The sequence below is a fragment of the Kitasatospora sp. MAP5-34 genome, from assembly GCF_029894335.1.
Taxonomy (GTDB): domain Bacteria; phylum Actinomycetota; class Actinomycetes; order Streptomycetales; family Streptomycetaceae; genus Kitasatospora.
Genome location: NZ_JARXZC010000061.1, coordinates 1 through 23,344, shown reverse-complemented (window position 1 = coordinate 23,344; position 23,344 = coordinate 1). Strand labels below are relative to the sequence as shown.

19 protein-coding genes and 3 pseudogenes are annotated in these 23,344 nt (G+C 69.7%); 12 read left to right on the top strand and 10 right to left on the bottom strand.

What is annotated here, in order from left to right:
• Positions 1–429: 429 nt before the first annotated feature.
• Both P3T29_RS31020 and P3T29_RS31015 read left to right on the top strand, forming a co-directional pair.
• Positions 430–1,518: a histidine kinase gene (locus P3T29_RS31020; protein WP_280720010.1), complete on the top strand. Its 1,089-nt coding sequence runs from the start codon at positions 430–432 to the stop codon at positions 1,516–1,518.
• Positions 1,506–2,156, top strand: a complete 651-nt coding sequence (locus P3T29_RS31015) for a response regulator transcription factor (protein WP_280720009.1) — start codon at positions 1,506–1,508, stop codon at positions 2,154–2,156. The genes P3T29_RS31020 and P3T29_RS31015 overlap by 13 nt, the downstream gene beginning before the upstream one ends.
• A gap of 127 nt (positions 2,157–2,283) precedes the next feature.
• On the opposite strand, the gene P3T29_RS31010 is transcribed toward P3T29_RS31015, so the two are convergent.
• Complete coding sequence (locus tag P3T29_RS31010) at positions 2,284–2,688, bottom strand: integrase core domain-containing protein (RefSeq protein WP_280720008.1); 405 nt, start codon at positions 2,686–2,688, stop codon at positions 2,284–2,286.
• 113 nt (positions 2,689–2,801) lie between these two features.
• Here P3T29_RS31010 and P3T29_RS31005 point away from each other — a divergent pair.
• Positions 2,802–2,963: pseudogene (locus P3T29_RS31005) on the top strand (IS3 family transposase); the annotation flags it as partial.
• Positions 2,964–3,303: 340 nt separating this feature from the next.
• Positions 3,304–4,710 (top strand): NF041680 family putative transposase, encoded by a 1,407-nt coding sequence (locus P3T29_RS31000; protein ID WP_280720007.1) that lies wholly within the window; start codon positions 3,304–3,306, stop codon positions 4,708–4,710.
• A gap of 3 nt (positions 4,711–4,713) precedes the next feature.
• On the opposite strand, the gene P3T29_RS30995 is transcribed toward P3T29_RS31000, so the two are convergent.
• The 3 genes and pseudogenes from P3T29_RS30995 to P3T29_RS30985 form a co-directional block, all read right to left on the bottom strand.
• Positions 4,714–4,908, bottom strand: a complete 195-nt coding sequence (locus P3T29_RS30995) for a hypothetical protein (RefSeq protein WP_280720006.1) — start codon at positions 4,906–4,908, stop codon at positions 4,714–4,716.
• 21 nt (positions 4,909–4,929) lie between these two features.
• Positions 4,930–6,338, bottom strand: a pseudogene (locus P3T29_RS30990) (IS3 family transposase).
• A gap of 700 nt (positions 6,339–7,038) precedes the next feature.
• Positions 7,039–7,188 (bottom strand): hypothetical protein, encoded by a 150-nt coding sequence (locus tag P3T29_RS30985; RefSeq protein WP_280720005.1) that lies wholly within the window; start codon positions 7,186–7,188, stop codon positions 7,039–7,041.
• Between the two features lie 311 nt (positions 7,189–7,499).
• Here P3T29_RS30985 and P3T29_RS30980 point away from each other — a divergent pair, with 311 nt between their 5' ends.
• The 6 genes from P3T29_RS30980 (at position 7,500) to P3T29_RS30955 (ending at position 14,961) form a co-directional block, all read left to right on the top strand.
• Positions 7,500–8,870, top strand: a complete 1,371-nt coding sequence (locus tag P3T29_RS30980) for a nucleotide sugar dehydrogenase (protein ID WP_280720004.1) — start codon at positions 7,500–7,502, stop codon at positions 8,868–8,870.
• Between the two features lie 3 nt (positions 8,871–8,873).
• Complete coding sequence (locus P3T29_RS30975; RefSeq protein ID WP_280720003.1) at positions 8,874–9,857, top strand: NAD-dependent epimerase/dehydratase family protein; 984 nt, start codon at positions 8,874–8,876, stop codon at positions 9,855–9,857.
• 76 nt (positions 9,858–9,933) lie between these two features.
• Positions 9,934–11,172 carry a class I SAM-dependent methyltransferase gene (locus tag P3T29_RS30970; RefSeq protein ID WP_280720002.1) on the top strand — a complete coding sequence of 413 codons (1,239 nt, stop codon included), beginning with the start codon at positions 9,934–9,936 and terminating at the stop codon, positions 11,170–11,172.
• Entirely contained in the window at positions 11,169–12,182 is a 1,014-nt protein-coding gene (locus tag P3T29_RS30965; RefSeq protein ID WP_280720001.1) for a Gfo/Idh/MocA family oxidoreductase, read from the top strand. Before P3T29_RS30970 ends, P3T29_RS30965 begins: the two co-directional genes overlap by 4 nt.
• 5 nt (positions 12,183–12,187) lie before the next feature.
• Complete coding sequence (locus tag P3T29_RS30960; protein ID WP_280720000.1) at positions 12,188–12,718, top strand: NUDIX hydrolase; 531 nt, start codon at positions 12,188–12,190, stop codon at positions 12,716–12,718.
• On the top strand, positions 12,715–14,961 hold the full coding sequence (locus P3T29_RS30955; RefSeq protein WP_280719999.1) for an aminotransferase class I/II-fold pyridoxal phosphate-dependent enzyme: 2,247 nt from the start codon (positions 12,715–12,717) through the stop codon (positions 14,959–14,961). Before P3T29_RS30960 ends, P3T29_RS30955 begins: the two co-directional genes overlap by 4 nt.
• Positions 14,962–15,025: 64 nt before the next feature.
• Here P3T29_RS30955 and P3T29_RS32775 read toward each other — a convergent pair whose 3' ends face one another.
• The 4 genes from P3T29_RS32775 to P3T29_RS30940 form a co-directional block, all read right to left on the bottom strand.
• Positions 15,026–15,322: a hypothetical protein gene (locus tag P3T29_RS32775; RefSeq protein ID WP_348532882.1), complete on the bottom strand. Its 297-nt coding sequence runs from the start codon at positions 15,320–15,322 to the stop codon at positions 15,026–15,028.
• Positions 15,323–15,418: 96 nt separating this feature from the next.
• A complete protein-coding gene (locus P3T29_RS32770; RefSeq protein ID WP_348532881.1) occupies positions 15,419–15,862 on the bottom strand; it encodes an integrase in 444 nt (147 codons plus the stop codon).
• A gap of 93 nt (positions 15,863–15,955) precedes the next feature.
• Complete coding sequence (locus tag P3T29_RS30945) at positions 15,956–16,345, bottom strand: DUF302 domain-containing protein (RefSeq protein WP_280719998.1); 390 nt, start codon at positions 16,343–16,345, stop codon at positions 15,956–15,958.
• Between the two features lie 209 nt (positions 16,346–16,554).
• Positions 16,555–17,193: a TetR/AcrR family transcriptional regulator gene (locus P3T29_RS30940; protein ID WP_280719997.1), complete on the bottom strand. Its 639-nt coding sequence runs from the start codon at positions 17,191–17,193 to the stop codon at positions 16,555–16,557.
• Between the two features lie 132 nt (positions 17,194–17,325).
• Between P3T29_RS30940 and P3T29_RS30935 the strand changes: the two are divergent.
• Together P3T29_RS30935 and P3T29_RS30930 are read left to right on the top strand one after the other, a co-directional pair.
• Positions 17,326–19,506: pseudogene (locus P3T29_RS30935) on the top strand (MMPL family transporter).
• A 59-nt stretch (positions 19,507–19,565) separates the two neighbouring features.
• A complete protein-coding gene (locus tag P3T29_RS30930; RefSeq protein ID WP_280719996.1) occupies positions 19,566–21,287 on the top strand; it encodes an aminotransferase class V-fold PLP-dependent enzyme in 1,722 nt (573 codons plus the stop codon).
• Positions 21,288–21,765: 478 nt separating this feature from the next.
• On the opposite strand, the gene P3T29_RS30920 is transcribed toward P3T29_RS30930, so the two are convergent.
• Positions 21,766–22,506 (bottom strand): Clp protease N-terminal domain-containing protein, encoded by a 741-nt coding sequence (locus P3T29_RS30920; RefSeq protein ID WP_280719995.1) that lies wholly within the window; start codon positions 22,504–22,506, stop codon positions 21,766–21,768.
• Positions 22,507–22,861: 355 nt separating this feature from the next.
• A partial coding sequence (locus P3T29_RS30915) for an integrase core domain-containing protein (protein WP_280719994.1) occupies positions 22,862–23,344 on the bottom strand: 483 nt, incomplete at its 5' end.

Genomic DNA, 23,344 nt, shown 5'->3' with positions numbered 1-23,344 from the left:
GTGCGGGCACGCCGCGCGCTGTAGTCCCACTTCGCCGCGATGAACCGGCGATGCCAGGCCAGCAACGTCCCGGGAGTAACCGGAAAGACCCCGCGGCCTGTTCCACCGGGCCCGGTCTACCTGCCAGCGGCCAGCAGAAGCCGACCTACCGACCCGAGATGCTGTCCGCCCACAGGCCAAGATCAAAATCTACAGCTGGTACTAGGTTCACCATGAGATCGGGTACAGGTTTCATGGCACCGTCCTCCTGCGGTGCCCTAGCGTCGTGCCATGACGATTCCAGCTCGACTGAGACGCACGGTCCTCCGGGCGCAGCGGGACACCGGCTTTCTTGCCGCTGGTGTGCTGCCGCACCTGGCGCTGGTGCCCGTGTGGGCCTGGGCGGCGGCGACTACCGCCAGGACGGGGAACTGGCTCCTTACGGTTTCCATGTCGGCCGCCCTGGTCCTGCTCGGCACCCCGGTGCTGACGGCCGTTCAGCGGGCTCGCTACCGGGTGCTCATCGGTGTGGACGTCCCCCGGCTCACCCCCACCGCGCCGGAACAATGGACGTGGGCCTCGACCGCCCGGTGGCTCGCGGCGACGCGGCCTTGGCGCAAGATCGGCTACCACCTCCTGCTGGGCCCGCTGCTCGCGTTGCTGGAGCTGCTGGTGCTCGCGGTGGCAGCGGCGGGCCTGGCGGGCGTCATCGCCTACGCCTGGTCATGGGCGCTGCCAACCGGAATCCGCCAGGACTGGTTCGGCTACCTGACCCAGCTGCCGGCTTACACAGCGGCTGGACTCCTCCTCCTGTGCGCCCTGCCCTGGACCGCGCGGGTAGTAGCCCGGGCCGAGGCGCGGCTGGCGTTGGGCCTGCTCGGGCCCAGCCGGGCGCAGCGGCTCCAGGAGCGGGTCGATCAGCTGGCCGTGAGCCGGACCGACTTGATCGAGGCCGTCGACGCGGAGCGCCGCCGGATCGAGCGCGACCTGCACGACGGCACCCAGCAGCGGTTGGTGTCTCTCGCGGTCAACCTGGGTCTGGCCCTTGCCACCCGCCCGGACCTGCCGAGTGATGACCGCGAGGTGATCGCGAGAGCGCACCTGGAGGCGAAGGAGGCGATCGCCGAACTCAATGACCTGGTGCGGGGGCTGCACCCAGCCGTGCTCGAAGACCGAGGTCTGGACGCGGCGTTGTCCGGGCTGGCTGCCCGCACGCCCCTGCCGGTGCGGCTGCGGGTCAATCTGGAGGAGCGGGTGGCGCCCAACGTGGAGTCAGTCGCGTACTTCGTGATCTCTGAGGCGCTGACCAATGCAACGAAGCACGCCAACGCGATGCATGCAGAGGTGATAGTCCGTCAGGTCGGCGAGGTGCTGCGAGTGCGCGTTACCGACGACGGGCTGGGCGGTGCCGACGCCGCCGCCGGCACGGGGTTGACCGGGCTGGCCAGGCGGGTCGGCTCCCTCGACGGGGCCTTCCACGTCAGCAGCCCCGTTGGCGGGCCCACCACCATCACCGCGGAGCTGCCGTGCGCGCGGTGATCGCCGAGGATTCGGTGTTGTTGCGGGTCGGCCTGATCAAGGTGCTGGAGATGGGCGGGTTCCAGGTCGCCGCAGAAGCCGGCGACGCGGAGGGGCTGTTGGCGGCAGTGGCGGAGCACCGGCCCAAACTCGCCTTGATCGACGTCCGGATGCCGCCCGGCTTCACCGACGAGGGGGTGCGGGCGGCGATGGAGATCCGTCGGCGCTGGCCGGGGACGCCGGTGGTGCTGCTTTCGCAGTACGTGGAGGAGCGGTACGCGGCTGACCTGCTGTCTGCGAACACCAGCGGTGTGGGCTACCTGCTCAAGCAGCGGATTGCCGATGTCGCCGACTTCGTGGCGGCGGTCCGGCGAGTGGCGGACGGGGGCACGGCCCTGGACCCGCAGGTCGTCGCCCAGTTGCTGCTGCGGCGCGACAGCGACCCGCTCGCGCGGCTGACCCCCCGCGAACGGGAGGTGCTCGGCCTGATGGCCGAGGGGCGCTCCAATGCCGGCATCGCGCAGGCGCTGGTGGTCAGCGAGAGCGCCGTGGCGAAGCACATCAACAACATCTTCGCCAAGCTTGACCTGCCCGTGGTCGACGCGGACCACCGCCGCGTCCTGGCCGTGCTGCGGTTCCTCGGAGCGTCCCGGGCCTGACCTTCCCATCCGTGATCACGATCTACGGCTGGAGTCAACGCCGTTGAGTTTGGGCTGGAGGCGACGTGTCAAGGGGGGTTGAATGACACAACGGAACTTGCGGGGCTCGGAAAGTCATCGCTGCTGGTCAAGCTGCATACCGGTACTCGTTGATGACGCCGCCGAGGACGCGGGTGCGCAGGAGTCTGCGGCCTTCGAGGTCGTGTGCGGTGGTGGGCTGCTCGTGGGCGCCGGGTGGTAGTTGGTCGCGGGCGCGGTGCGGGCGGTGTTCGTTGTAGTGCCGCTGGTAGGCGGCCAGGACGTGCCGGGCGTGGGCCTGGTTCATGATGAGGACATGGTCCAGGGCCTCACGCCGGATGCTGCCGATCACCCGTTCGCAGTGGGCGTTCATCCGGGGAGCTCTCGGCGCGCTCTTGAGGATGTCCATCTCCTCGGCCTCGAAGACGGCGTCGAAGGACTGCCCGTACTTGCCGTCGCGGTCACGCAGCACGAAGCGCAGGGCCTCCATGCGCGTGCCCAGTTCGGTCGCCACGTTCCTCTCTCTGACAGTCTCGACTGAGACGCCCGGTATGTCGGGTTAGTCTGGATCGGCGCGACAGGAGTATCACCGGCATGGCCAGCACAACCCACCCCGAGCAGGACCCGGCACCACGCCCGAAGCGGCGGACGTTCCCGGCGGAGTACAAGCTGCGGATCGTCGCCGAGTACGACGCGGCCCCGAACGGGGAAAAGGGCGCGATCCTGCGCCGCGAGCGGCTCTACCACTCGCACATTATCGAGTGGCGGGCCGCCCGGGACGCGGGCGCGATGGCCACCCTGGTCGACAAGCGCACCTCGCCCGCCCGGCCGAAGAAGGCCGCCGAACAGGCCGAGCTCGAGCGGCTGCGCAAGAAGGTCGCCCGGCTGGAGAAGGAGGGGGCGCAGAAGGACGCGGCTCTGGAACTGCTGGGAAAAGCACATGCGCTCTTGGCTTGAGATTTAACCTCCGGCGTCAGCCTGGCGGCCGTTCTGGCCTGGGGTTTCACGGTTCGCCGGACAGCAGGCCGGCCTTGGGGCGATCATGTGCGCTGTCGAGACGCCAACGATCACCACCAAGGCCGTGAGGGTGAGTCTGCTGCACGAGGATTCCCGAGTCGAGTCCCTATCCGTGTTGTCACGGTTTCGGACCGACTTCTACGAGTGCCTGCCAGCCCGAGCCGATGCACTGTTCGATCTGACAGACGCGGTCCTCTGCGCGGAGGGACCGGTCACCTCTCTCGTCGAGCTGTCGCTGCAGCCCAGCTTCCAGCGTGGACACGGGGCCCTGTACGACGCGCTGGCGTGCGGGGACGTGGACGAGGAGCGGCTTCGGGCCCTCCTGGTCAGCCAACTGCCCAGCGGGCCACTGATGTTCGGCGTGGACGCCTCGACCTACCCGCGGCCCCGGGCCGAGTGCTCCCCTGGGCGCGGACACCACTACGCGGCCTGCCGCTGCGACGGCGACCGCAAGACTATTCCCGGCTGGCAGTTCCAGTGGATCACCGGGCTGGAGTGGGGGTCGGCCTCCTGGACGCACCCGGTCGACGTGGCACGCATCCCGGTCACCACCTGCTCAGTGGCCGCGAGCGCGGCACAGATCCGCCGCGTCGCCGACCACCTCCAAGGCCAAGGAAGACTCCAAGTCGCCGACATGCCAACGCCCTTGTTCATCCTCGACCAGGGCTACAGCGCCTCGGGCCTGACCCACGCCCTGGCCGACGTGCCGGTCCAACTGCTGGTCCGCATCGCCGGCGACCGCGTCTTCTACGACGGCCGTCCCGAGCCGCGCAAGCCAGGACCCGGCCGCAACGGCGTGCACGGCCACCGCTTCGAACTGTCCGCCCCCGTCAACCTGCGTCGCCCCGACCAGGTCCTCGTCGTCCCCGACACCAGCCGCTACGGCCGCGTCGAGGTCCGCGCCTGGCATCACATGCACCAAAAGGTCCAGCGCAACGGCTACTTCGCGGACCAGTACCCGAAGCTCAACACCCGCCTGCCGGTGATCGAGGGCACCGTGATCGAGGTACGGGTCGAGCGACTCCCCGACGGCCGCAACCCCCACCGCACCCTATGGCTCTGGCACACCGACCCCACCGGGGGCCCAGCCGACCTCGACGTGCTGTGGCGGGCCTACCTGCGCAGATTCGACATGGAACACACCTTCCGGCTGCTGAAGTCCAAGCTCGGCTGGACCGCTGCCCGACTGCGAACCCCCGAGCAGACCCAGCGCTGGAGCTGGGTCGTCACCGCCGCCTACGTCCAACTCCGCCTCGCCCGCCACCTCATCGATGACCTGCGACGGCCCTGGGAGAAGCCACCTCGGCCAGGACGCGGACTGAGCCCGCACCGCGTCCGCCGCGGATATCGGCATCTGCGCGACCGCTTGGGCACCCCGAGCCATCTGCCGAAAACCAGCACGCCCGGCACCGGACGCCCACCCGGCCGGAAGAACACCCCAGCTCAACGACACCCCGTCATCACGAGAACCGTCAAAACGGACACCACGAAAGCCAAGGGACGCAAGAAGAAGGGTTAAATCTCAAGCCAAGAGCGCATGTGCTTTTCCCAGCAGTTCCAGAGCCGCGTCCTTCTGCGCCCCCTCCTTCTCCAGCCGGGCGACCTTCTTGCGCAGCCGCTCGAGCTCGGCCTGTTCGGCGGCCTTCTTCGGCCGGGCGGGCGAGGTGCGCTTGTCGACCAGGGTGGCCATCGCGCCCGCGTCCCCGGAAGCTGTCAAGTCAAATGAGACGGTTTGATGCTATGCAGACTGTTGTGCGGGTTCTGTCTCCCGCTTCGGCTCGTTGATCCAGGCCTGCTCGGGTATCCGGGGCGGTCTGGGCCGACGCGCGAAGCGTTCGGGGTGACGGGCGTATGCCTGGGCCAGCGTGACGGCGCGCTGCTCGCGGACCAGGTCGGCGGTCCCGAAATGGACGGACGCCGGAGTGTGCAGGCCGATGCCTGAGTGTCGGTGCTCGTGGTTGTAGTACGAGAAGAAGCTGTCGCACCAATCACGCGCATCAGCAAGAGACTTGAATTTTCCTGGGAAGTCGCCCATGTACTTCATGGTCTTGAAATGCGACTCGCTGTAGGGGTTGTCGTTGGAGACTTTGGGGCGGGAGTGGCTCCTGGTGACGCCGAGGTCGAGCAGCAGTTGGGAGACCTTCTTGGAGGTCATCGAGGTGCCGCGGTCGGCGTGCACGGTGTCGGGGACGATGCCGTTGCGGGCGATGGTCTCGCGGATCAACTCCTCGGCGCGCTCGGCGGATTCGGCCCGTTCCACGGTCCAGCCGCAGATGTAGCGGCTGTAGATGTCGATGATGACGTAGGCGTGGTACCACTCGCCCTTGTTCGGCCCCTGGAGCTTGGTGATGTCCCAGGTCAGGACCTGCCCCGGGGCTGTGGCCAGCAGTTGCGGCACAGCTTTGGCCGGATGTGTGGCCAGGCGGCGGCGCTCGCCGTTCTGCCCGGCGGCGGTCAGGATCCGGTACATCGTGCGTTCCGAGCAGTGGTAGCGGCCCTCGTCCAGCTCGCGGGCCCAGACCTGCGCGGGCGGCAGGTCGGCGTAGGCGGGCCGGTTGAGCAGGGCCAGGATCTCGGCGCGCTCGGCCGGCGTCAGCGCCGAAGGCGGCGCGGGGCGCGGGGCCTGCTTCCTGGGTGCGGGCGGGAGGAGCCGGCGGTAGTGGGTGGCCCGCGAGCGCCCGGACAGTCGGCAGGCGGCCGTGGTGCTCAACTCCCGCTCCAGGCCGGGGAACAGCTCGTCGACGACCTGCTCGACGTCGCGCTTCAGTCCGCGCTCTCGGAGAGCATTTCCAAGAGCGCATGTGCTTTTCCCAGCAGTTCCAGAGCCGCGTCCTTCTGCGCCCCCTCCTTCTCCAGCCGGGCGACCTTCTTGCGCAGCCGCTCGAGCTCGGCCTGCCCGGCGGCCTTCTTCGGCCGGGCGGGCGAAGTACGCTTGTCGACCAGGGTGGCCATCGCGCCCGCGTCCCGGGCGGCCCGCCACTCGATAATGTGCGAGTGGTAGAGCCGCTCGCGGCGCAGGATCGCGCCCTTCTCCCCGTTCGGGGCCGCGTCGTACTCGGCGACGATCCGCAGCTTGTACTCCGCCGGGAACGTCCGCCGCTTCGGGCGTGGTGCCGGGTCCTGCTCGGGGTGGGTAGTGCTGGCCATGCCGGGGATACTCCTGTCTCGCCGATCCAGACTAACCCGACATACCGGGCGTCTCAGTCGAGACTGTCAGAGAGAGCCCGGGCGGCCCGCCACTCGATGATGTGCGAGTGGTACAGCCGCTCGCGGCGCAGGATCGCGCCCTTTTCCCCGTTCGGGGCCGCGTCGTACTCGGCGACGATCCGCAGCTTGTACTCCGCCGGGAACGTCGCCGCTTCGGGCGCGGTGCCGGGTCCTGCTCGGGGTGGGTTGTGCTGGCCATGCCGGTGATACTCCTGTCTCGCCGTGGCAGCACCTCCGCACTCGGGCTGCTGAGGCAGACGCGCCGGAGTTCCAGGAGCTCATCGAGGCGGCGTACCGGGAGCCGGCGTTGCGAGCGCTCTACCCGTTCACCAGCATGTGGACGTTGCGGTTCTCCACCTGTACGCGCCCAGGCCTGACCGCCCTCGGGCTATTCCTGGACGCGCATCGCGGCGGTCGGTACACCCTCAGCAACAGTTTGCTCGAGGGCGAGATCCTCGGCGAAGCTGCGAAAGCAGAGGCACTTGTGTCGGTGGCCGTGCGCCACCTCCCCTCCCACCTCGGACCTGTTACATCAGGGGCGAGTGCTCCGTGATCACGCCAGGGCCAACACGGTGACTTGCCAGGGAAGCACATCTGTCTACCGTGCCACCGAACCGAGGCGAACGCCCCAGAGCTACTCTCAGGACACACCGGCCTCACTGGCCGGACAGGTCACCAGGGCTGCCTGCTCGGCGCCGTCCGCCCGCCCCGCCCGGCGCAGCCCCTCCACTCGCTCCTGCTCGTACCGTACGGGGCGTCTGCGAGCCTTGGCCCGTCGGTTCTGTGACATTCGCCCCCCCTGTTCGAGGTCCATCATCGCCCACGGCGGGCTTCCCCCGAGAACCGCTCGGCGCGACCTGACGGGCGGCCGCGACACCAACGCCGTTCCTCGCTCGTGCGTGCCGCGCGATATCGGGATGACGACCCGACACGCAGAGCAGTGCTCCGAGCGAGTGCATTGGTCCGATCGGTATCAACTCGTACCTATACGTACCAATCTGGGTTGTTCGCCTGCCATACACGGACGATCCGGTGTTAGCGTCCGAAAAGCACAAGTTTTGGGTGAGTGCCGCGCACTCGATCCTGACGGAGGTGACGGTGGTGAGGGACGTCTTGTCGTTTCCCGACCGGCGGGTGTGCGTGCTCGGGCTCGGACATGCCGGGCTGACCCTGGCCGCCGTGCTGGCGGACCTCGGATTCCAGGTGCTGGGCGTGGAGCCGAGAGCGGACGTGCGTGCCCTCCTGTCCGCGGGGAAGGCGCCGTTCCGAGAACCGGGCCTGGCCGAGATGTTAGGCAGGGTCACCGCGAGCGGGATGCTGCGCTGTGCTGACTGGAGCAGCGCCGACGACGTGGACGCCACCGTCTTCATCCTCGCCGTCGGCACCCCGCTCGACGAGCGGGGTGGCATGCGCGTGGACATGTTGCGGAACGCGGCCGAGGACGTGGCGCGGCGCCTGTCCGACGACGACCTGGTGATCGTGCGCTCGACGGTCGGCCCGGGTACCACCCGAGGGGTCGTGGAGCCCGTGCTGCTGGGCAGCGGCCGACGGTTTCACCTCGCTTTCTGTCCAGAGCGGACGATGGAGGGGTATGCGCTCGAGGAACTGAGGCGGCTGCCGCAGATCGTCGGCGCCGTGTCGGACGAGGCGGGGGAACGGGCCGAGAGGTTCTTCAAGTTTCTCACCCCGGCCGTAGTGCGGGTGCGTGATCCCGAGACCGCGGAGATGGTCAAACTGGTCTGCAACGTCCACCGGGATGTGAACTTCGCGTTCGCCAACGAGGTCGCGTCCATGTGCGACGCAGTGGGGGTTTCGGCACGCGAGGTGATCGAATCCGGCGGTCACGGTTACCCGAGGGCGACACTGGCCATGCCCGGTCCGGTGGGCGGCTCGTGCCTGCCCAAGGACCCGCACATCCTCATCCAGAGTCTGGCGGCGCTGGGCACGGACGCCGCCATCACCTCGGCGGCCCGACGGACCAACGAGGGACTGCCGGCGCGGGTGGTGGCGCACCTGCGCGAACTCGCCGAGGCCACGGGGTTCCCGGACGCCCCGACGATCAGCCTGCTGGGCATCGCGTTCAAGGGGCACCCGGCCACCAACGACCTGCGGGGAACGGTGGCCGCGCCGGTGCTCGCGGCGTTGCGCACGCACTTCCCACTGGCTCGTTTCCAGGGTTTCGACGCGGAGGTGGAGCAGCGGGAGATCGCCGAGTTCGGTCTGGAACCGGTGCCGGACGTCCGGCAGGCGTTCGACCGGGCGAACCTCGTGCTCGTGCTGAACAACCACCCCGACTTCGCCGGAATGCCGATCGCCGCGCTCGCCGCCCAGATGGCGACACCCGGGCTGATCTACGACTTCTTGAACACCTTCCGAGCCGCCCACCTGCGACTGCCACCGGGCACGAGCTACGTCACCCTCGGCGAGCACGGGGTGCGCGAGCACCAACTGGCTCCCGTCCAGGCGCGGTAGACCATGGTGCGTTACCTGGTGACCGGCGGGACCGGATTCCTCGGGGCGGCAACCGTTCGGCGCCTACTGGCCGACGGAGCAGAGGTCCGGGTGCTGGACAACGGTTTCCGTGCCGGACCGCGCCGGCTCGACGGGCTCCGGGGCGACATCGATTTGGTGACGGCCGACGTCCGGGACGCGGAAGCGGTGTCCGCGGCGGCCCGCGGCGTCGACCACGTACTGCACCTCGCCTACGTCAACGGAACCGAGCTGTTCTACCGGTATCCCCGCCTGGTGCTGGACGTGGGCGTGCGCGGCATGCTCAACGTGCTGGACGCCTGCCTCGCCCGTGGCGTCGGGCGACTGACGCTCGTGTCCTCCTCCGAGGTCTACCAGACGCCACCGGTGATCCCGACGCCGGAGGACGTGCCACTCGTGGTACCGGACGTGCTCAACCCCCGGTACTCCTACGGCGGCGGCAAGCTGATCTCTGAACTGCTGGCGGTGAACTACGGCCGGACGGAGTTCGAGCAGGTGATGATCTGCCGTCCCCACAACGTCTACGGGCCCGACATGGGCCGCGAGCACGTTCTGCCCCAGCTGGTGCTGCGGGCGCTGGATCTCGTGGACAGCCACCCGACCGGTCCGCTCCCGTTGCCCGTGCGTGGCTCGGGCGCGCAGACCCGCGCCTTCACACATGTCGAGGACTTCGCCGAGGGCCTGCTGACAGCGCTCCGGCACGGCGAGCACCAGGGCATCTACCACGTGGGCAACCCGGAGGAGACCAGCATCGCGGCGCTGGTGCGGCACATCGGCGCGTGCCTCGACCGCGAAATCGACCTCGTGCCCTCCACGGCCCCGGAAGGCGAGACACCGCGGCGCTGTCCGGACATCTCCCGCCTGCGATCACTGGGCTTCCAGCCCACGATCCCGCTGCGGGACGGTCTGCCGCCCGTCGTCGACTGGTACCAGGCCAACCGGGACGACCGCGACCGGCGGGCATCGTGAGCTCGCGCGCGAGAGGCAGCCTCCACCTGTCTCGGGACAGTGCCCTCGGTTGTGGACAATCCGAAAGGACCGCTTCATGATCGCCACCTCTCGTCCGGTCACCTCCTGCCAGGGGTGTGACGCACCGGATCTGTCGTCGGTGTTGTTCCTCGGTTATCACCCGCCGGTCAACACCATGCCGCCGATCGGGGCGCCGTTGGTCGAGCAGGTGGTGTACCCGCTGGAGCTGCTGCGTTGTGCCGGTTGCGGGCTGGTGCAGATCGGCACGGAGGTGGACCAGGGCGTGCTCTTCCCGCCGTCCTACCCCTACCGCAGCGGATCCACCGCCGTGTTGCGGGACAACTTCGCCGACCTGTGCCGGGAAAGCGGCGAGCTGCTCGGACTGCGGTCAGGGGACCTTGTGGTGGACATCGGTTCCAACGACGGCACCCTCCTCGCGAACTTCCAGGCCGCCGGGCTGACCGTGCTGGGGGTCGAGCCGTCGGAGGCGGGGGAGTGGGCGAGGGAACGCGGCGTGCCCACGCTGACGGCGTTCTTCGGCCCGGACACCGCTGCCGGCATCGTGGCCGAGCACGGGCACGCGTCGCTGGTCACCGCAGCGAACGTGTTCGCCCACATCCCCGACGTGCACGCCGTGCTGGATGCCGTGACCGAGCTCTGCGCCGAGGACGGCGTGTTCGTCAGCGAGTCGCACTACTTGCCGGACCTGGTGGCGAACCTCCAGTACGACGCCGTCTACCACGAGCACCTGCGTTACTACGACCTGCACAGCCTGGCGTCCATCATGGACCGGCACGGGCTGGAGATTTTCCACTCCCGGCGGATCCCGTCGCACGGCGGGTCCATTCGTGTGTACGCCGCCCGCGCCGGCCGGCACGAGGTGAGTCCATCCGTCGCGGCGATGCTGGCCGAGGAACGGCACGCGCTCGGCGGTTCGGCGTTCACCGACTTCCGCGCACGCGTCGCGGCGTCCAAACGGGACCTGCTCATGCTGCTCGGCGAGGTCAGGCGGCACGGCGAGCGCGTCTACGGCGTCGGTGCGCCGTCACGGGCGGCTACATTGCTCAACTACATCGGGGCCGACGAGGGACTGGTCGACTGCGTGCTGGAGCTCGCCTCGTCACCGAAGGTCGACAAGTACATCCCGGGCACGACGATCCCGGTGCTCGCCGAGCAGAAGCTGCTGGAGGACCAGCCCGAGTACGCGTTGCTGCTGTCCTGGCACCTGACCGACGAACTGGTCGACAACCTGCGTCGCAAGGGTTTCCGAGGCCGGTTCATCGTGCCACTGCCCGTGCCCCGGGTGCTCGCGTGAACCGTCCACTGCGCATCGCCGTGGCCGGCACCGGGTTCGGCGCCGCCGTTCACCTGCCCGTGCTGCACGCCAGCCCCGGGGCGCAGGTCGTCGCGGTCGTGGGATCCACACCGGACCGTGCCCGCGCGGCCGCGGCACGGGCGGGGGTGCCGGTCGGAGTGGCCGATCTCGGCGTGTTGCTCGACGGCGCGGTGGACGCGGTCACCCTCGCGCTGCCGCCGGTGCCCGCGCACCTCGGGGCGCGGGCTGTGCTTGCCGCGGGGCTGCCGCTGCTGACCGAGAAACCCGTGGCCGTCACCGCTGCCGCCGCGGGGCAGCTCGCGGACCTCGCCCAGGGGCACACGGCGATGGTCGACTTCCTGTTCGCGGAGCTGACGGTCTTCCGCACGCTCCGGCGCCTGCTCGCTGGTCAGGCCTTCGGCGAGCTGGAACGGGTGAGGGTGCAGTGGACCATGCTGTCGCGCGCCCAGGAGCGGCGGTGGTGGTCGTGGAAGAGCGACGCCGAGCGGGGCGGCGGTGTGTTGAACCTGCTCGGCACGCACGTGCTCCACCTCGTCGAGTGGCTGTTCGGGCCGGTGCGGGTGCTGCACGCCACCCTCAGTGATGCCGCCACCGCGACCTTCACCCCGGCCGGTCGGCGGGCCGCGGAGGACAGTGCTGAGCTGAGCCTGGAACTGTCCGACCGGACGCCCGTGTCAGTGACGTTGTGCAACTCGGTGCCGGGAACCTCCCGGCACCGCTGGGAGATCGTCGGCAGCAGATCCGGTGCCGTGCTGGAAAACTCCGGCACCGACCTCGTCGACGGGTTCACCCTGACCGTGGACGGTGTGGTGCGGGACCGGCAGGCCGCTGCCGGTGCCGCCGACGGCCGGGCGCACGCCTTCGGCCGGCTCGCGGAACGCTTCCTCACCTCGGCCGCGGCAGGCGAACCCGGTGCCCCGTCCATGGCCGACGGGTACAGGGTGCAGGTTCTGATCGACCAGGCCCGCATGCTGGGCGGAACGAGGTAGCGGTCATGGGTTCGTGGCGCACGCACGAGGTGATCCCGTTGGGCGGCTTCTCGGTGAAGCGGGTCGAGACACCGTCCGGGTACCGCGCCGACTACCTGGTCCTCACCTGCCCCGACGTCGTCGCCGTGCTGGCACTGACCGAACGCGACGAAGTCGTGCTGGTCAATCGCTACCGCCCCGCCGTTGACGTCGAGCTGCGCGAGATCCCCGGCGGCACGCTCGAGGACGGCGAAGACATCGAGGACTGCGCCGCCCGCGAGCTCGCCGAGGAGACCGGCTACCACTGCGACCGGGTCAAGCACGTCTACTCCTTCCACGCCGGTGGCGCCAACAGCACCCAGACCGTGCACCTGTGCGTAGCACACGACGTGCGGTCGGGGAGTCTGCTGCCGCACGCCGATCCGCTGGAGGAACCCGCGGTCGAACTCGTGTCCCTCACCGAGGTCGCCGACCTGCTGCGCCGCAACGTGATCAGTGACGCGGCGACCGCGATCGCGGTTCTGCTCCACCTTGACGCGCGGACGAGGAGTGAATGACGATGAGGATCGGCTACGTGCTCATGGAGTTCCCGCCGCTGACCGAGACGTTCATCCGTCGTGAGACAGCCGCGCTGTGCCGTGGTGGCGACTCGGTGTTCGTCTACGCCGACTCCCTGGTCCGCGACCCGCTCGTGCCGGCGTCCCTCGAACCCGCGCTTCATGTGCGTGAGGTGCCGTTCCAGGGCAGCGCGCTCGAAGTGGCCGAGCAAGCCCGCCTCGACGGGGTCGAGCACCTGCACGGCAGCCTCATGTCGACGGCCCACCGGGCCACCAGGGCCGCCGCGCACGCCCTGGGCATCTCCTACACGGTGACCGCCTACAGCGGCCGCGACATCTTCACCGTGCGGGAGCCTCGGCTCTACCGCGAACTCGCCGACGACCCGCTCTGCCGGGCCATCGTGGTGGAGGACGAGTTCATGCGGGACTGGATGGTGGCGCGGTTCTCCGTGCCGCCGGAACGGCTGGCGCTGGTGGCCAACTCGCTGGACCTCGACACCTACCGGCTGGAGGCGCCCCGGCCGTGGAGGGACACGGTGGTCATCCTGGCCATCGCCCGTTTCATCAAAAAGAAGGGCCTGTTCGAGCTGGTGTCGGCGTTCCACCAGCTGTCGAGCACCCGGGACGACGCCGTGCTCCGGCTGGTCGGACGTGGCCCGCACGAGGACGAGTTGCGCGCCGCCGCCAGTGACAACCCGCGCATCGAGTTCCTCGGCCCGATGACGGAGGAACAGACCCGCAAGACCTACGCCGACGCCGACGTCTTCTGTCTGCCCTGCGTCCAGACGTCCGATGGCAACGCGGACGGCATCCCCACGGTCGTGCTGGAGGCCATGGCCTTCGAGCTGCCCGTCGTCACGTCCGACCTGCTGTCCATGCCCTGTTACGTCCGCGACGGGCGGGAAGGTCTGCTCGTCGCCCCACGCGACGTGCCGGGCATCGCCGCCGCGCTGGACCGGCTGTGCGCGGATGGCGAGCTGCGGGCCAGGATGGGCCGGGCGGGCCGGGCGCGGGTGACGGAGCTGTGCGAGGTGAACCGGAACGTCGCCAAGCTACGGGTGCTGTTCCCGCAACCTCCGGTGCGCGACCGCTTCCTGCCGTTCGGTGCACCGTGCCTCGGCGAGGAGGAGATCGCGGAGACCGTCGACACCCTGCGGTCGGCCTGGATCGGTACCGGACCCAAGGTGCGGTGCTTCGAGGAGGAGTTCGCCGACTACGTGGGTGCCGCGCACGCCGTCGCGGTGAGCTCCTGCACCGCCGCGCTGTTCCTCAGCCTGCTCACGGCGGGCGTCGGCCCCGGCGACGAGGTCATCACCACCCCGCTCACGTTCGTGGCCACCGCCAACGTGATCGAGCACCTCGGCGCGGTCCCCGTCTTCGCCGACGTCGACCCGGACACCTTCACCATCGACCACGACCACGTCCGGCGCGCCATCGGCCCCCGCACGAAGGCCGTCATCCCGGTCCACTTCGGCGGACTGGCCTGCGACCTGGACGCACTGCGGGCCATCACCGACCCGGCGGGAGTGGTCGTGGTCGACGACGCCGCACATGCGGTAGGCGCCCTTCGCAACGGCCGGATGGTCGGCGGGGCCGGCGGGCTGACCGCGTTCTCCTTCTACGCCAACAAGAACCTCACCACCGCCGAGGGCGGCATGATCACCACCGACGACGCGCGCACTGCGGAGCGGCTCCGCGTCCTGCGCCTGCACGGCCTCGATCGTGACGCCTGGCGCCGCTTCGGCGACCGCGGCTTCGCCGACTACGAGCAGGTCGCGCTCGGGTACAAGTGCAACATGACCGACTTGGCCGCATCAATCGGCATCCACCAACTCCGCAAACAGGAGCGGTTCTTCGAGCGGCGGGCTCGCTTCGCGGACATGTACGACAAGGCGCTGGCCGACCTGCCGCTGCGCCACCAGCACCGGCCGCAAGGGCCCGACGACCGCCACGCCCTCCACCTCTACGCGATCGTGCTGGAGGAGGACGGCTGGAACACCGACCGGGACGGTGTGGTGGCGGCGCTGCACGAGCAGAACATCGGTGCCGCCGTCCACTACCGCCCAGTCCACAACCACCGCTACTACCGCACCAGGTATGGATACCGGCCGACGGACTTCCCGCACGCCCACGACATCGGCCGGCGGGTGGTGTCACTGCCCCTCACCCCCGGCATGACCGACAACGACGCGGCGGACGTGATCCGCGCGATGCACAGGATCGCCGACCGCCACGCACGCTGACCACGAATGCCCGCCGCGAACCTCATGAACCGCCTGGAAGCCACCAGCCGCTTCGAAGCCGGTCTCAGTGGGCGTTCATCCGGGGAGCTCGTGGCGCGCTCTTCAGGATGTCCGTCTCCTCGGCCTCGAAGACGGCGTCGAAGGACTGCCCGTACTTGCCGTCCCGGTCACGCAGCACGAAGCGCAAGGCCTCCATGCGCGCGCCCAGGTCAGCGGTCACGTTCCGGGCCTGCCGCACCGCCCACTCCCGGGTGGGACGGGCGGTGACGCCGGCGATGTGCAGGCGCCGGGTGCCGTGCTCGAGGAACGCCAACGCGTACAGGCGTCGGCCGAGCACCGTGTCGATATGGAAGAAGTCCACCGCGATGATGCCCTCGGCCTGGGCCGTGAGGAACTCGCGCCAGGTCGGGCCGGCGCGTCGCGGAGCCGGGTCGATACCCGCCGCGCGGAGGATCCCTCACACCCTGGATGCGCCGATCGGGTGCCCGAGACGAGCGAGTTCACCCTGGATCCGCCTGTGCCCCCACCCCGCGTTCTCCCGAGCCAGCCGCAGGACCAGCTTCTTGAGCGCCGTCTTCGTCGGTGGCCGCCCGGTCCGGGTCCGCCGCGCACCATAGTCCCACCTCGCCGCGATGAACCCGCGATGCCAGGCCATCAGCGTGCCGGGCATGACCTGGAAAACCGCCCGCCAGCGGTGACGGGGTACCAGGCTGGACAGCGCCGCCAGCCAGAACCGGTCCGCCGGCTCGCAGCGGACCGGGCCGACGATCTGACGGCGCAGCACCGCGCTCTCATGCCGGAGCACGAGCAGCTCGGCATCCCTCGCCGAGTCGCGGCGCAGCAGCATCCCAGGAACGGACAGCAACTTGCGGGCCACCTTGTAGCGCAGCGAGACGATCACGCGGACATGGTGTCAGCGACATCGCCCTACCGCTGCCACCTGCAGCGATGACTTTCCGAGCAGGACACAGTGGTGGCCCGACCGGCCGATTCGTCAGCTCCGGAGGGTCTCCAACGCCGCGCGCAGGCGTACGGCCGCCTCGTCGGCGACCGGTGCGAGCTCCTCCCGCCCGGTGATCCGGACCATGACCTCGGGGTCGAGCGCCTCAATCACGGTGCGGCCATCCTCCGAGCGGATGACGACGTTGCACGGCAGGAGCAGCCCGATCCGGCGGTCCACGCCGAGAGCACGGTGCGCCAGGGCCGGATTGCAGGCCCCGAGGATGAGGTAGTCCTCCATCTCCTCCCCCAGCTTGGCCCGCATGGTCGCTTGCACGTCGATCTCCGTCAGGACTCCGAAACCCTGTTCCTTGAGCGCACCGCGAACGCGTTCGACGGTGTCGGCGAACGGCGTCGAGAGCCGAAGGGTGATGCCGTACTCCATGGCGGGAACTCCTTCATCTTGCTCACCGTGGTCTCTCACCACTTGTCGCGTGAATTCGTACCCGCACCGACTATCCCTTGGCAGAGCGCTGCGGGCGACGTTCAGCGGAACATGCGCCGGGTGCTCGTGACCGATCCGCCACCGCGAATCTTCCCACCAGGGCTGCGGGAGCGCCGTCCCTAAGAGCGGAACGCGCTCTGGGCGTCGGCTCACGAGGCTGCGCGGCCTCCCTGGCCGGGCCGGTCCGTGGTGGAGAGCAGGGCGTGCACGGTGGCCGCCATGGTGTGGCGCGCGGTGTCGATGTCGAGTCCGCTGCTGCGCCAGTGGTGCCAGGCGCTCCAGGTGGTGACGGCGTCCAGGCCGTTGAGCAGGTCCGTCCGGTGGCCCTCGGGCAGCGGGTCCAGCTCCTCGGCGAAGATCTGCCCCAGGCGCAGACGAGCGAAGTCCAGCACCTGCCGGATGACCTGCTGAACGCGCTCGGAGGGGTTCTCCAGGCGCATGATCGCCAGCCGGGCCGGCGTCAGCCCCTCCAGGATCCGGGCGCGCTGCTCGGTCAGGGCGGCGACCCGCAGCTCGCGCGGGCCCTCCGTCGGCAGCGGTTTCACCTGGACCATGAGTTGGTCCAGCCGCCGGCTGACGGCGACGTCCACCAACTGCGCCATGTCGGTGAAGTGATGGAACACCAGGCGGCGTGACACCCCGGCCCGCTCGGCGACCCGCTCGGCCGGAAAGTGCGCCTGGCCCTCGTCCAACAGGGAGAGCATCGCGTCGGCGATCTTCTCGCGGCTCTGCCGTCCCCGTTCCGTGCGGCCGTCCGGGGCGCGGACGTCCGACTCCGACTGCTTCATCTCGGGCTCCTCCTTGCCTCTCGTTGACATTATTGCACCAGAAGTGCAAATGTACGGACTGCACCGAGAGTGCAAATAGTTTGGCGGGGTGTCGAGCCGTCCCCCGCCACCGCCCGGAAAGCTGGTCCGTCGATGTTCACCGCACTCGGGCGCTGGTGCGCCCGCAGGCCGAAGCGGGTGGTGGCGGCATGGCTGCTGCTGGTCGCGGCCCTGGTCATGGCCGTCGGAGTGCTCGGTCGGGCCACCACCGAGGCAGTCTCGATTCCGGGCAGTGACAGCCAGGCCGCACACGATGTCGCCGCCCGCGCGTTCCCGGGGTCCGCCTCCGGCAAACAGCCGCTTGTGCTGCACACCGGGGGCACCGGCGCGCTCCTCACCTCGCCGAACGCCACCACGGCCATCCAGCAGGCGGCCAAGGCCATGGCACAGGTCCCGCACGTGGTCGCCGTCACCACTCCGTACGACTCGGCGGGCAAAGGCTCCATCAGCTCCGACGGACACACCGCCTACCTGTCCGTCGAACTGGACGTCACCGGTCGGGACATCACCGCCGACCTCACGAACCGGGTGGTGGCGGCAGCGGCCCCGGCATCGGCAGCCGGTATCGAGGTGACGCCCGGCGGAAACCTGGCCGCCGCCGTCGACAAGGGATCCGTCGGGCACAGCGAGGCGATCGGTCTCGCGGCAGCCTTCGCCGTACTCGTCCTCACCTTCGGCGGCCTGGTCGCGGCAGGCCTGCCCCTGCTGCTCGGGGTCCTGGGACTGGGGATCTCACTTCCCGTGGTCGGCCTGCTCGGCCACCTGATGGACATGCCGTCCGCAGGCGAGACCATCGCCGCGATGATCGGCCTGGGCGTCGGCATCGACTACACGCTCTTCTGCCTCACCCGGTTCCGGGAGCTGCCCGCCACGGGAGCGGGCGTCGAGGACGCGGCCGTCCGCACCACCGCCGGATCCGGCAAGTCGGTGGCCTTCGCGGGCAGCGCCGTGATCGCCGCCCTCGCCGCCCTCGCCCTCGGCGGCCTGCCCCTGCTCTACGCGCTCGCCCTCGCCCCCGGGGTGGCCGTCCTCGCAGCACTGGCCGTCAATCTCACCCTGCTGCCCGCCCTGCTCACCCTGCTGGGCCGCCGCCTCGCCCCCAAGAAGCCCCGCGCCACCACCGACCGCCCCAGCGGCTGGGGCCGGATCGCGGAACTGGTCGCGGCCAAGCCCTGGCCCCTGCTGCTGGCTGGCCTCACGCTACTCGGCGCGCTCGCCGTGCCCGCCACCCGGCTGACGTTCGGTCAGCTGGACGCTGGGAACAACGCCGCCGGCACGGTGAGCCGCACCGCCTACGACCAGTTGGCCACGGCCTTCGGCCCGGGAACCAACGGCACGCTCCTGATCACCGACAGCCTGCCCACCGCGGCGGCCGACCCCTCCGATCCACGGATCACCACTGTCACCCAGGCACTGCACGCCACATCGGGCGTCGCCGCGCTCGGAGCCCCGCAGCTCAGCTCCGACGGACGTACCGTCCGCTGGCAGCTCACCCCCACCACCGCACCCACCGACCCGGCGACCTCGGCCCTGGTCCACCGCCTGCGCGAGCAGACACTCCCCCTGGTCACCGTCGGCAGCACCCACGTCGGTGGCGCTCCCGCCGCCCAGGCCGACCTCAACGACCGGATCGCCCGGCGGATGCCGCTGGTGGTCGGCTTCGTCCTGCTCGTCGCCGGACTGCTCCTGCTACTGGCCTTCCGGTCACCGATCGTCGCGGCGAAGGCGGCCGTGATGAACCTGGTCTCCGTCGCCGCCGCCTACGGCGTCCTGACCGCGGTGTTCCAATAGGGCTGGGGCGCCGCCCTGATCGGACTCGACGGCGCGCTTCCGATCCCCGGCTACGTCCCACTGGTGATGTTCGCCGTCCTGTTCGGCCTCTCCATGGACTACGAGGTCTTCCTCCTGAGCGCCGTCCGCGAGGCATACCTGCGCGACGGCGACAACCGCCGCGCCGTGATCAGCGGCCTCGCCAGGACCGGACGCATCATCACCTCGGCCGCGCTCATCATGGTCAGCGTCTTCCTCAGCTACCTGCTGTCACAGGACCCCGTCGTCAAGATGTTCGGCATCGGCCTGGCCACCGCCGTCGCCCTGGACGCCACCATCGTTCGCGGCATCCTCGTCCCGGCCACCATGGTGCTGCTCGGACGCGGCAACTGGTGGCTCCCGGGCTGGCTCGACCGGCTGCTGCCCCGCATCGACATCGAGGGCGACAGCCACCAGGAGACCGGGCACCAGGCTCCCGAGCCCGCCACCGCCGACGCCTCATGACCAGCCTGCCTGCTCCGCTCCCCCGGCGTTCACGCCCGCAGCCCGAAAGGCACACCAACATGACCACGACACTCGCCGTCCCGCGCCCCGACAGTGCGCCGCTCCCGACGCCGGGTGAGGCGGCCCTGGCCCGGATACAGGGCGGACTGATCGGCGAGGGCGAGGTGCTGCGCGGTCCGTACGGTCCGCGCCGGATCAGCTACGCCGACTACACCGCCTCCGGCCGCCCGCTGGACTTCGTCGAGGACTATCTGCGAACCGTCGTCCTACCCCGCTACGCCAACACCCACACCGAGAGTTCCGGCAACGGGCACCAGACCGGCCACTTGCGGGAGGAGGCAAGGGAGCTGGTCCGCGAGGCGGTCGGCGGCACCGACGAGCACGCCGTGATCTTCTGCGGATCCGGCACCACCGCAGCTGTCAACAAGCTCGTCGGCATCCTGGACCTGCACCGTCCCTCCCAGTTGTCCGCCCGCTACGGCTCCCCCGTGCCGGAGCACGACCGCCCGGTCGTCTTCGTCGGTCCCTACGAACACCACTCCAACGAACTGCCCTGGCGGGAGTCGATCGCCGACGTCGTCGTCATCGGGGAGGACAGCACCGGCCGTATCGACCAGGACGAGCTACGCGCCCAACTGCTGCGCCACGCGCACCGGCCGCTGCGGATCGGCAGCTTCTCCGCCGCTTCCAACGTCACCGGCGTACTCGCCGAAACCGACCAAATCGCCGCCCTGCTTCACACCTACGGGGCGCTCTCCTTCTGGGACTTCGCGACCGCAGGCCCCTACCTGCCGATCCGGGTCGCGGAGTCGGCCCCCGGCCGGGGCGACCACAAGGACGCCGTCTTCCTCTCTCCGCACAAGTTCGTCGGCGGCCCCCAAACGCCGGGCATCCTGGTGGTGCACCGGGAACTGGTCACCAACCCGGTGCCGACCGCCCCCGGAGGCGGCACGGTCTCCTACGTCGGGACGGCCGACCACCGCTACGTCGACGACTGCGTGGCCCGCGAGGAGGGCGGCACGCCCGCCATCGTCGAGTCGATCCGCGCCGGTCTGGTCTTCGGCCTCAAGCAGACCGTGGGGACCGGGCTCATCCAGGCCCGCGAGGAGCACGCGTGGCAGGCCGTCCGCAGCAGCTGGCAACAGAACCCCAACATCCGGATCCTCGGCAACACCGAAGTGCCACGACTGCCCGTCGTGTCGTTCCTCATCCGGCACGGTGACCGCTACCTGCACCACAACTTCGTGGTGGCCCTGCTCAACGACCTCTTCGGCATCCAAGCACGCGGCGGCTGCTCCTGCGCCGGACCGTACGGGCACCGCCTGCTGGGCATCGACCAGGACCGCTCCCGCGCCTTCCGGAACGCGATCGTCGACGACAGCCACGAAGGCATCAAACCGGGCTGGACCCGGGTGGGCATGCCGTACTTCATGCCCGACACCGTCCGCGACCACATCATCGAAGCCGTCGACCTGATCGCCACATCCGGTCACCACCTGCTGCCCGACTACCGCTTCAATCCCCGCACCGGCCTCTGGCGCCACCACACCGCACCCGACGGGCCGGAGCTGCCCCACCTCGCCGATCTGCACCACGGCGCCGGGCCCACGGACCGACCGACAGCCGAACACCTCGGGGAGGAGACTCTCGCCCACCACCTCGCCGAGGCCCGCACACTGCTGACCCACCTGCCCGAGCCCACCACCGACGGCCCGACCGGCCTGCCACCCCGCATCGAAGCACTGCGCTGGTTCCCGCTCCCACCCGAATGCCTGCGGTGACACAGCACCATCGCCGTCACGCCCCTGCCGACTACGCGATCGGAGTTCCCCCCACAGCCGCCGGCATGTACGTATGGGTCTCGGACACTCGACAGCGCGGCCAACCAGAGCCAATCCGCCGGCTCATAGCGGACCGGGCCGGCGATCTGACGGCGCAGCACCACGTTCGCATGCCGGAGCACGAGCAGCTCGGCATCCTTCGCCGTGTCGCGACGCAGCAAGCCGGTGTCCGCCCCGGGGCGGACACCGGCTTGCGGACCATCTTGTCCAGCAGCGAGACGATCACCCGGACATGCTGCCAACCGAGATCGGGCCGCCGCTGCCACCTGCAGCGATGACTTTCCGAGCCCGACACGCTTCCGCAGAGGCCCCGGGAGGGAAGGCCCACCGGCGAGATGGTCGGACGTGGCATCGGTTTGCGTTGGCCTGGGGACCTTCCCGGCGCTTCTGCTTCAGGTGGAGAAGCAGAAGGCGGGGGTCACTTCTGTTCGTCGGCGGCAAGGGCGGCGGCCGCCGCGCTCGCGATGTGGGTCTCGACGGTCGCCTTGTCGATGCCGAGGCCGGTGAGCGTGCCGGTGCCGTCCTCGAGTTCGAGCAGCGCGAGCAGGATGTGCTCCGTCCCGACGTAGTTGTGGCCCATCCGCAGGGCCTCCCGGAACGTGAGTTCCAGGATCTTCCGCGCTCCGGCGTCGTACGGGATGAGCTCGGGCAGCAGGTCGGCGGCCGGCCGCAGCGCTGCGGTCACGTCCTGGCGCACGGTCTCCAGCTGCACGCCCTGCGCGAGGATCGCCCCGGCGGCGAGTCCGTCCGGCTCGCTCAGGAGTCCGAGCGCCAGGTGCTCGGGGCCGATCTCGTCGTTGCCTGCGGCACGGGCTTCGTTCTGTGCCGCCATCACGACGTTTCTCGCCCGATCGGTGAACCGGCTGAAACCCTGACTCGGGTCGAGGTCCGACGGTTCGCCGCCGGCCTTCGGGACGAAGCGCTTCTGGGCCGCCTGCCTGGTGACCCCCATGCTTTTGCCGATCTCCGTCCAGGAGGCGCCCGAGCGTCGCGCCTGATCCACGAAGTGGCCGATCAGGTGGTCGGCCACGTCGCCAAGGTGATCTGCGGCGATGACGGCGTCGGAAAGCTGCTCGAGAGCGTCGGAATGGACCTTCTTGATGGCGTCGATCAGGTCGTCGAGCCGGACCGGATTCGCCATGCGAATTGGATTCCCCATGAGGCAACCCTAGGTTGACAGCACTTGACTGTCAACCCGCAGTTGACACCCCAGGCGTGGGTGCCGCCGCACCCCGAGTGCCAGTACCCATCCACTCCGCCGAAGTGCGCCACTCGGGTGTACAACAGACGCCGTGTCAACGAGTGGGCCGCTGGGGATATCAGAGAAGGGGGCCGGTCCCCGTGACTGCGGCTACCGGCCCCTGGGCTTGTGTCGTCGTGCCGATCCTGCTGGGGCCGGGCGAGAGCGGCGTGGAGTTGCTGACCTCCCGGGCCTACGACGGGCTCTCGAAGATCCTGATGGCGCTGCGCTCGCACTACGCGGCCTGTGGGGCTCGGAAAGTCGTCGCTGCACGTCAGGCCGCGTATCGGTACTCGTTGATGACGCCGCCGAGGACGCGGGTGCGCAGGAGTCTGCGGCCTTCGGGGTCGTGTGCGATGGTGGGCTGTTGGTCGCCGCCGGGTGGTAGTTGATTCCGGGCCCAGTGCGGCCGGTGCTCGTTGTAGTGCCGTTGGTAGGCGGCCAGGACGTGGCGGGCGTGGGCCTCGTTCACGATGAGGACATGGTCGAGGGCCTCGCGTCGGATGCTGCCGGTCATCCGTTCGCAGTGGGCGTTCATCCGGGGAGCTCGTGGTGCGCTCTTCAGGATGTCCATCTCCTCGGCCTCGAAGACGGCATCGAAAGCCGTGCCGTACTTGCCGTCGCGGTCACGCAGCAGGAACCGCAGGGCCTCCATGCGGATACCCAGGTCGGCGGTCACGTTCCGGGCCTGCTGCGCCGCCCACTCCCGGGTGGGACGGGCGGTGACGCCGGCGATGTGCAGGCGCCGGGTGCCGTG

Coding starts and splice junctions, on each gene's coding strand:
- P3T29_RS30975 (WP_280720003.1), top strand. CDS start 8,874: ATGGTGCGTTACCTGGTGACCGGCGGGACCGGATTCCTCGGGGCGGCA.
- P3T29_RS30960 (WP_280720000.1), top strand. CDS start 12,188: ATGGGTTCGTGGCGCACGCACGAGGTGATCCCGTTGGGCGGCTTCTCG.
- P3T29_RS30920 (WP_280719995.1), bottom strand. CDS start 22,506: ATGGGGAATCCAATTCGCATGGCGAATCCGGTCCGGCTCGACGACCTG.
- P3T29_RS30970 (WP_280720002.1), top strand. CDS start 9,934: ATGATCGCCACCTCTCGTCCGGTCACCTCCTGCCAGGGGTGTGACGCA.
- P3T29_RS30940 (WP_280719997.1), bottom strand. CDS start 17,193: ATGAAGCAGTCGGAGTCGGACGTCCGCGCCCCGGACGGCCGCACGGAA.
- P3T29_RS30945 (WP_280719998.1), bottom strand. CDS start 16,345: ATGGAGTACGGCATCACCCTTCGGCTCTCGACGCCGTTCGCCGACACC.
- P3T29_RS30955 (WP_280719999.1), top strand. CDS start 12,715: ATGACGATGAGGATCGGCTACGTGCTCATGGAGTTCCCGCCGCTGACC.
- P3T29_RS31020 (WP_280720010.1), top strand. CDS start 430: ATGTCGGCCGCCCTGGTCCTGCTCGGCACCCCGGTGCTGACGGCCGTT.
- P3T29_RS30985 (WP_280720005.1), bottom strand. CDS start 7,188: ATGTCACAGAACCGACGGGCCAAGGCTCGCAGACGCCCCGTACGGTAC.
- P3T29_RS30930 (WP_280719996.1), top strand. CDS start 19,566: ATGACCACGACACTCGCCGTCCCGCGCCCCGACAGTGCGCCGCTCCCG.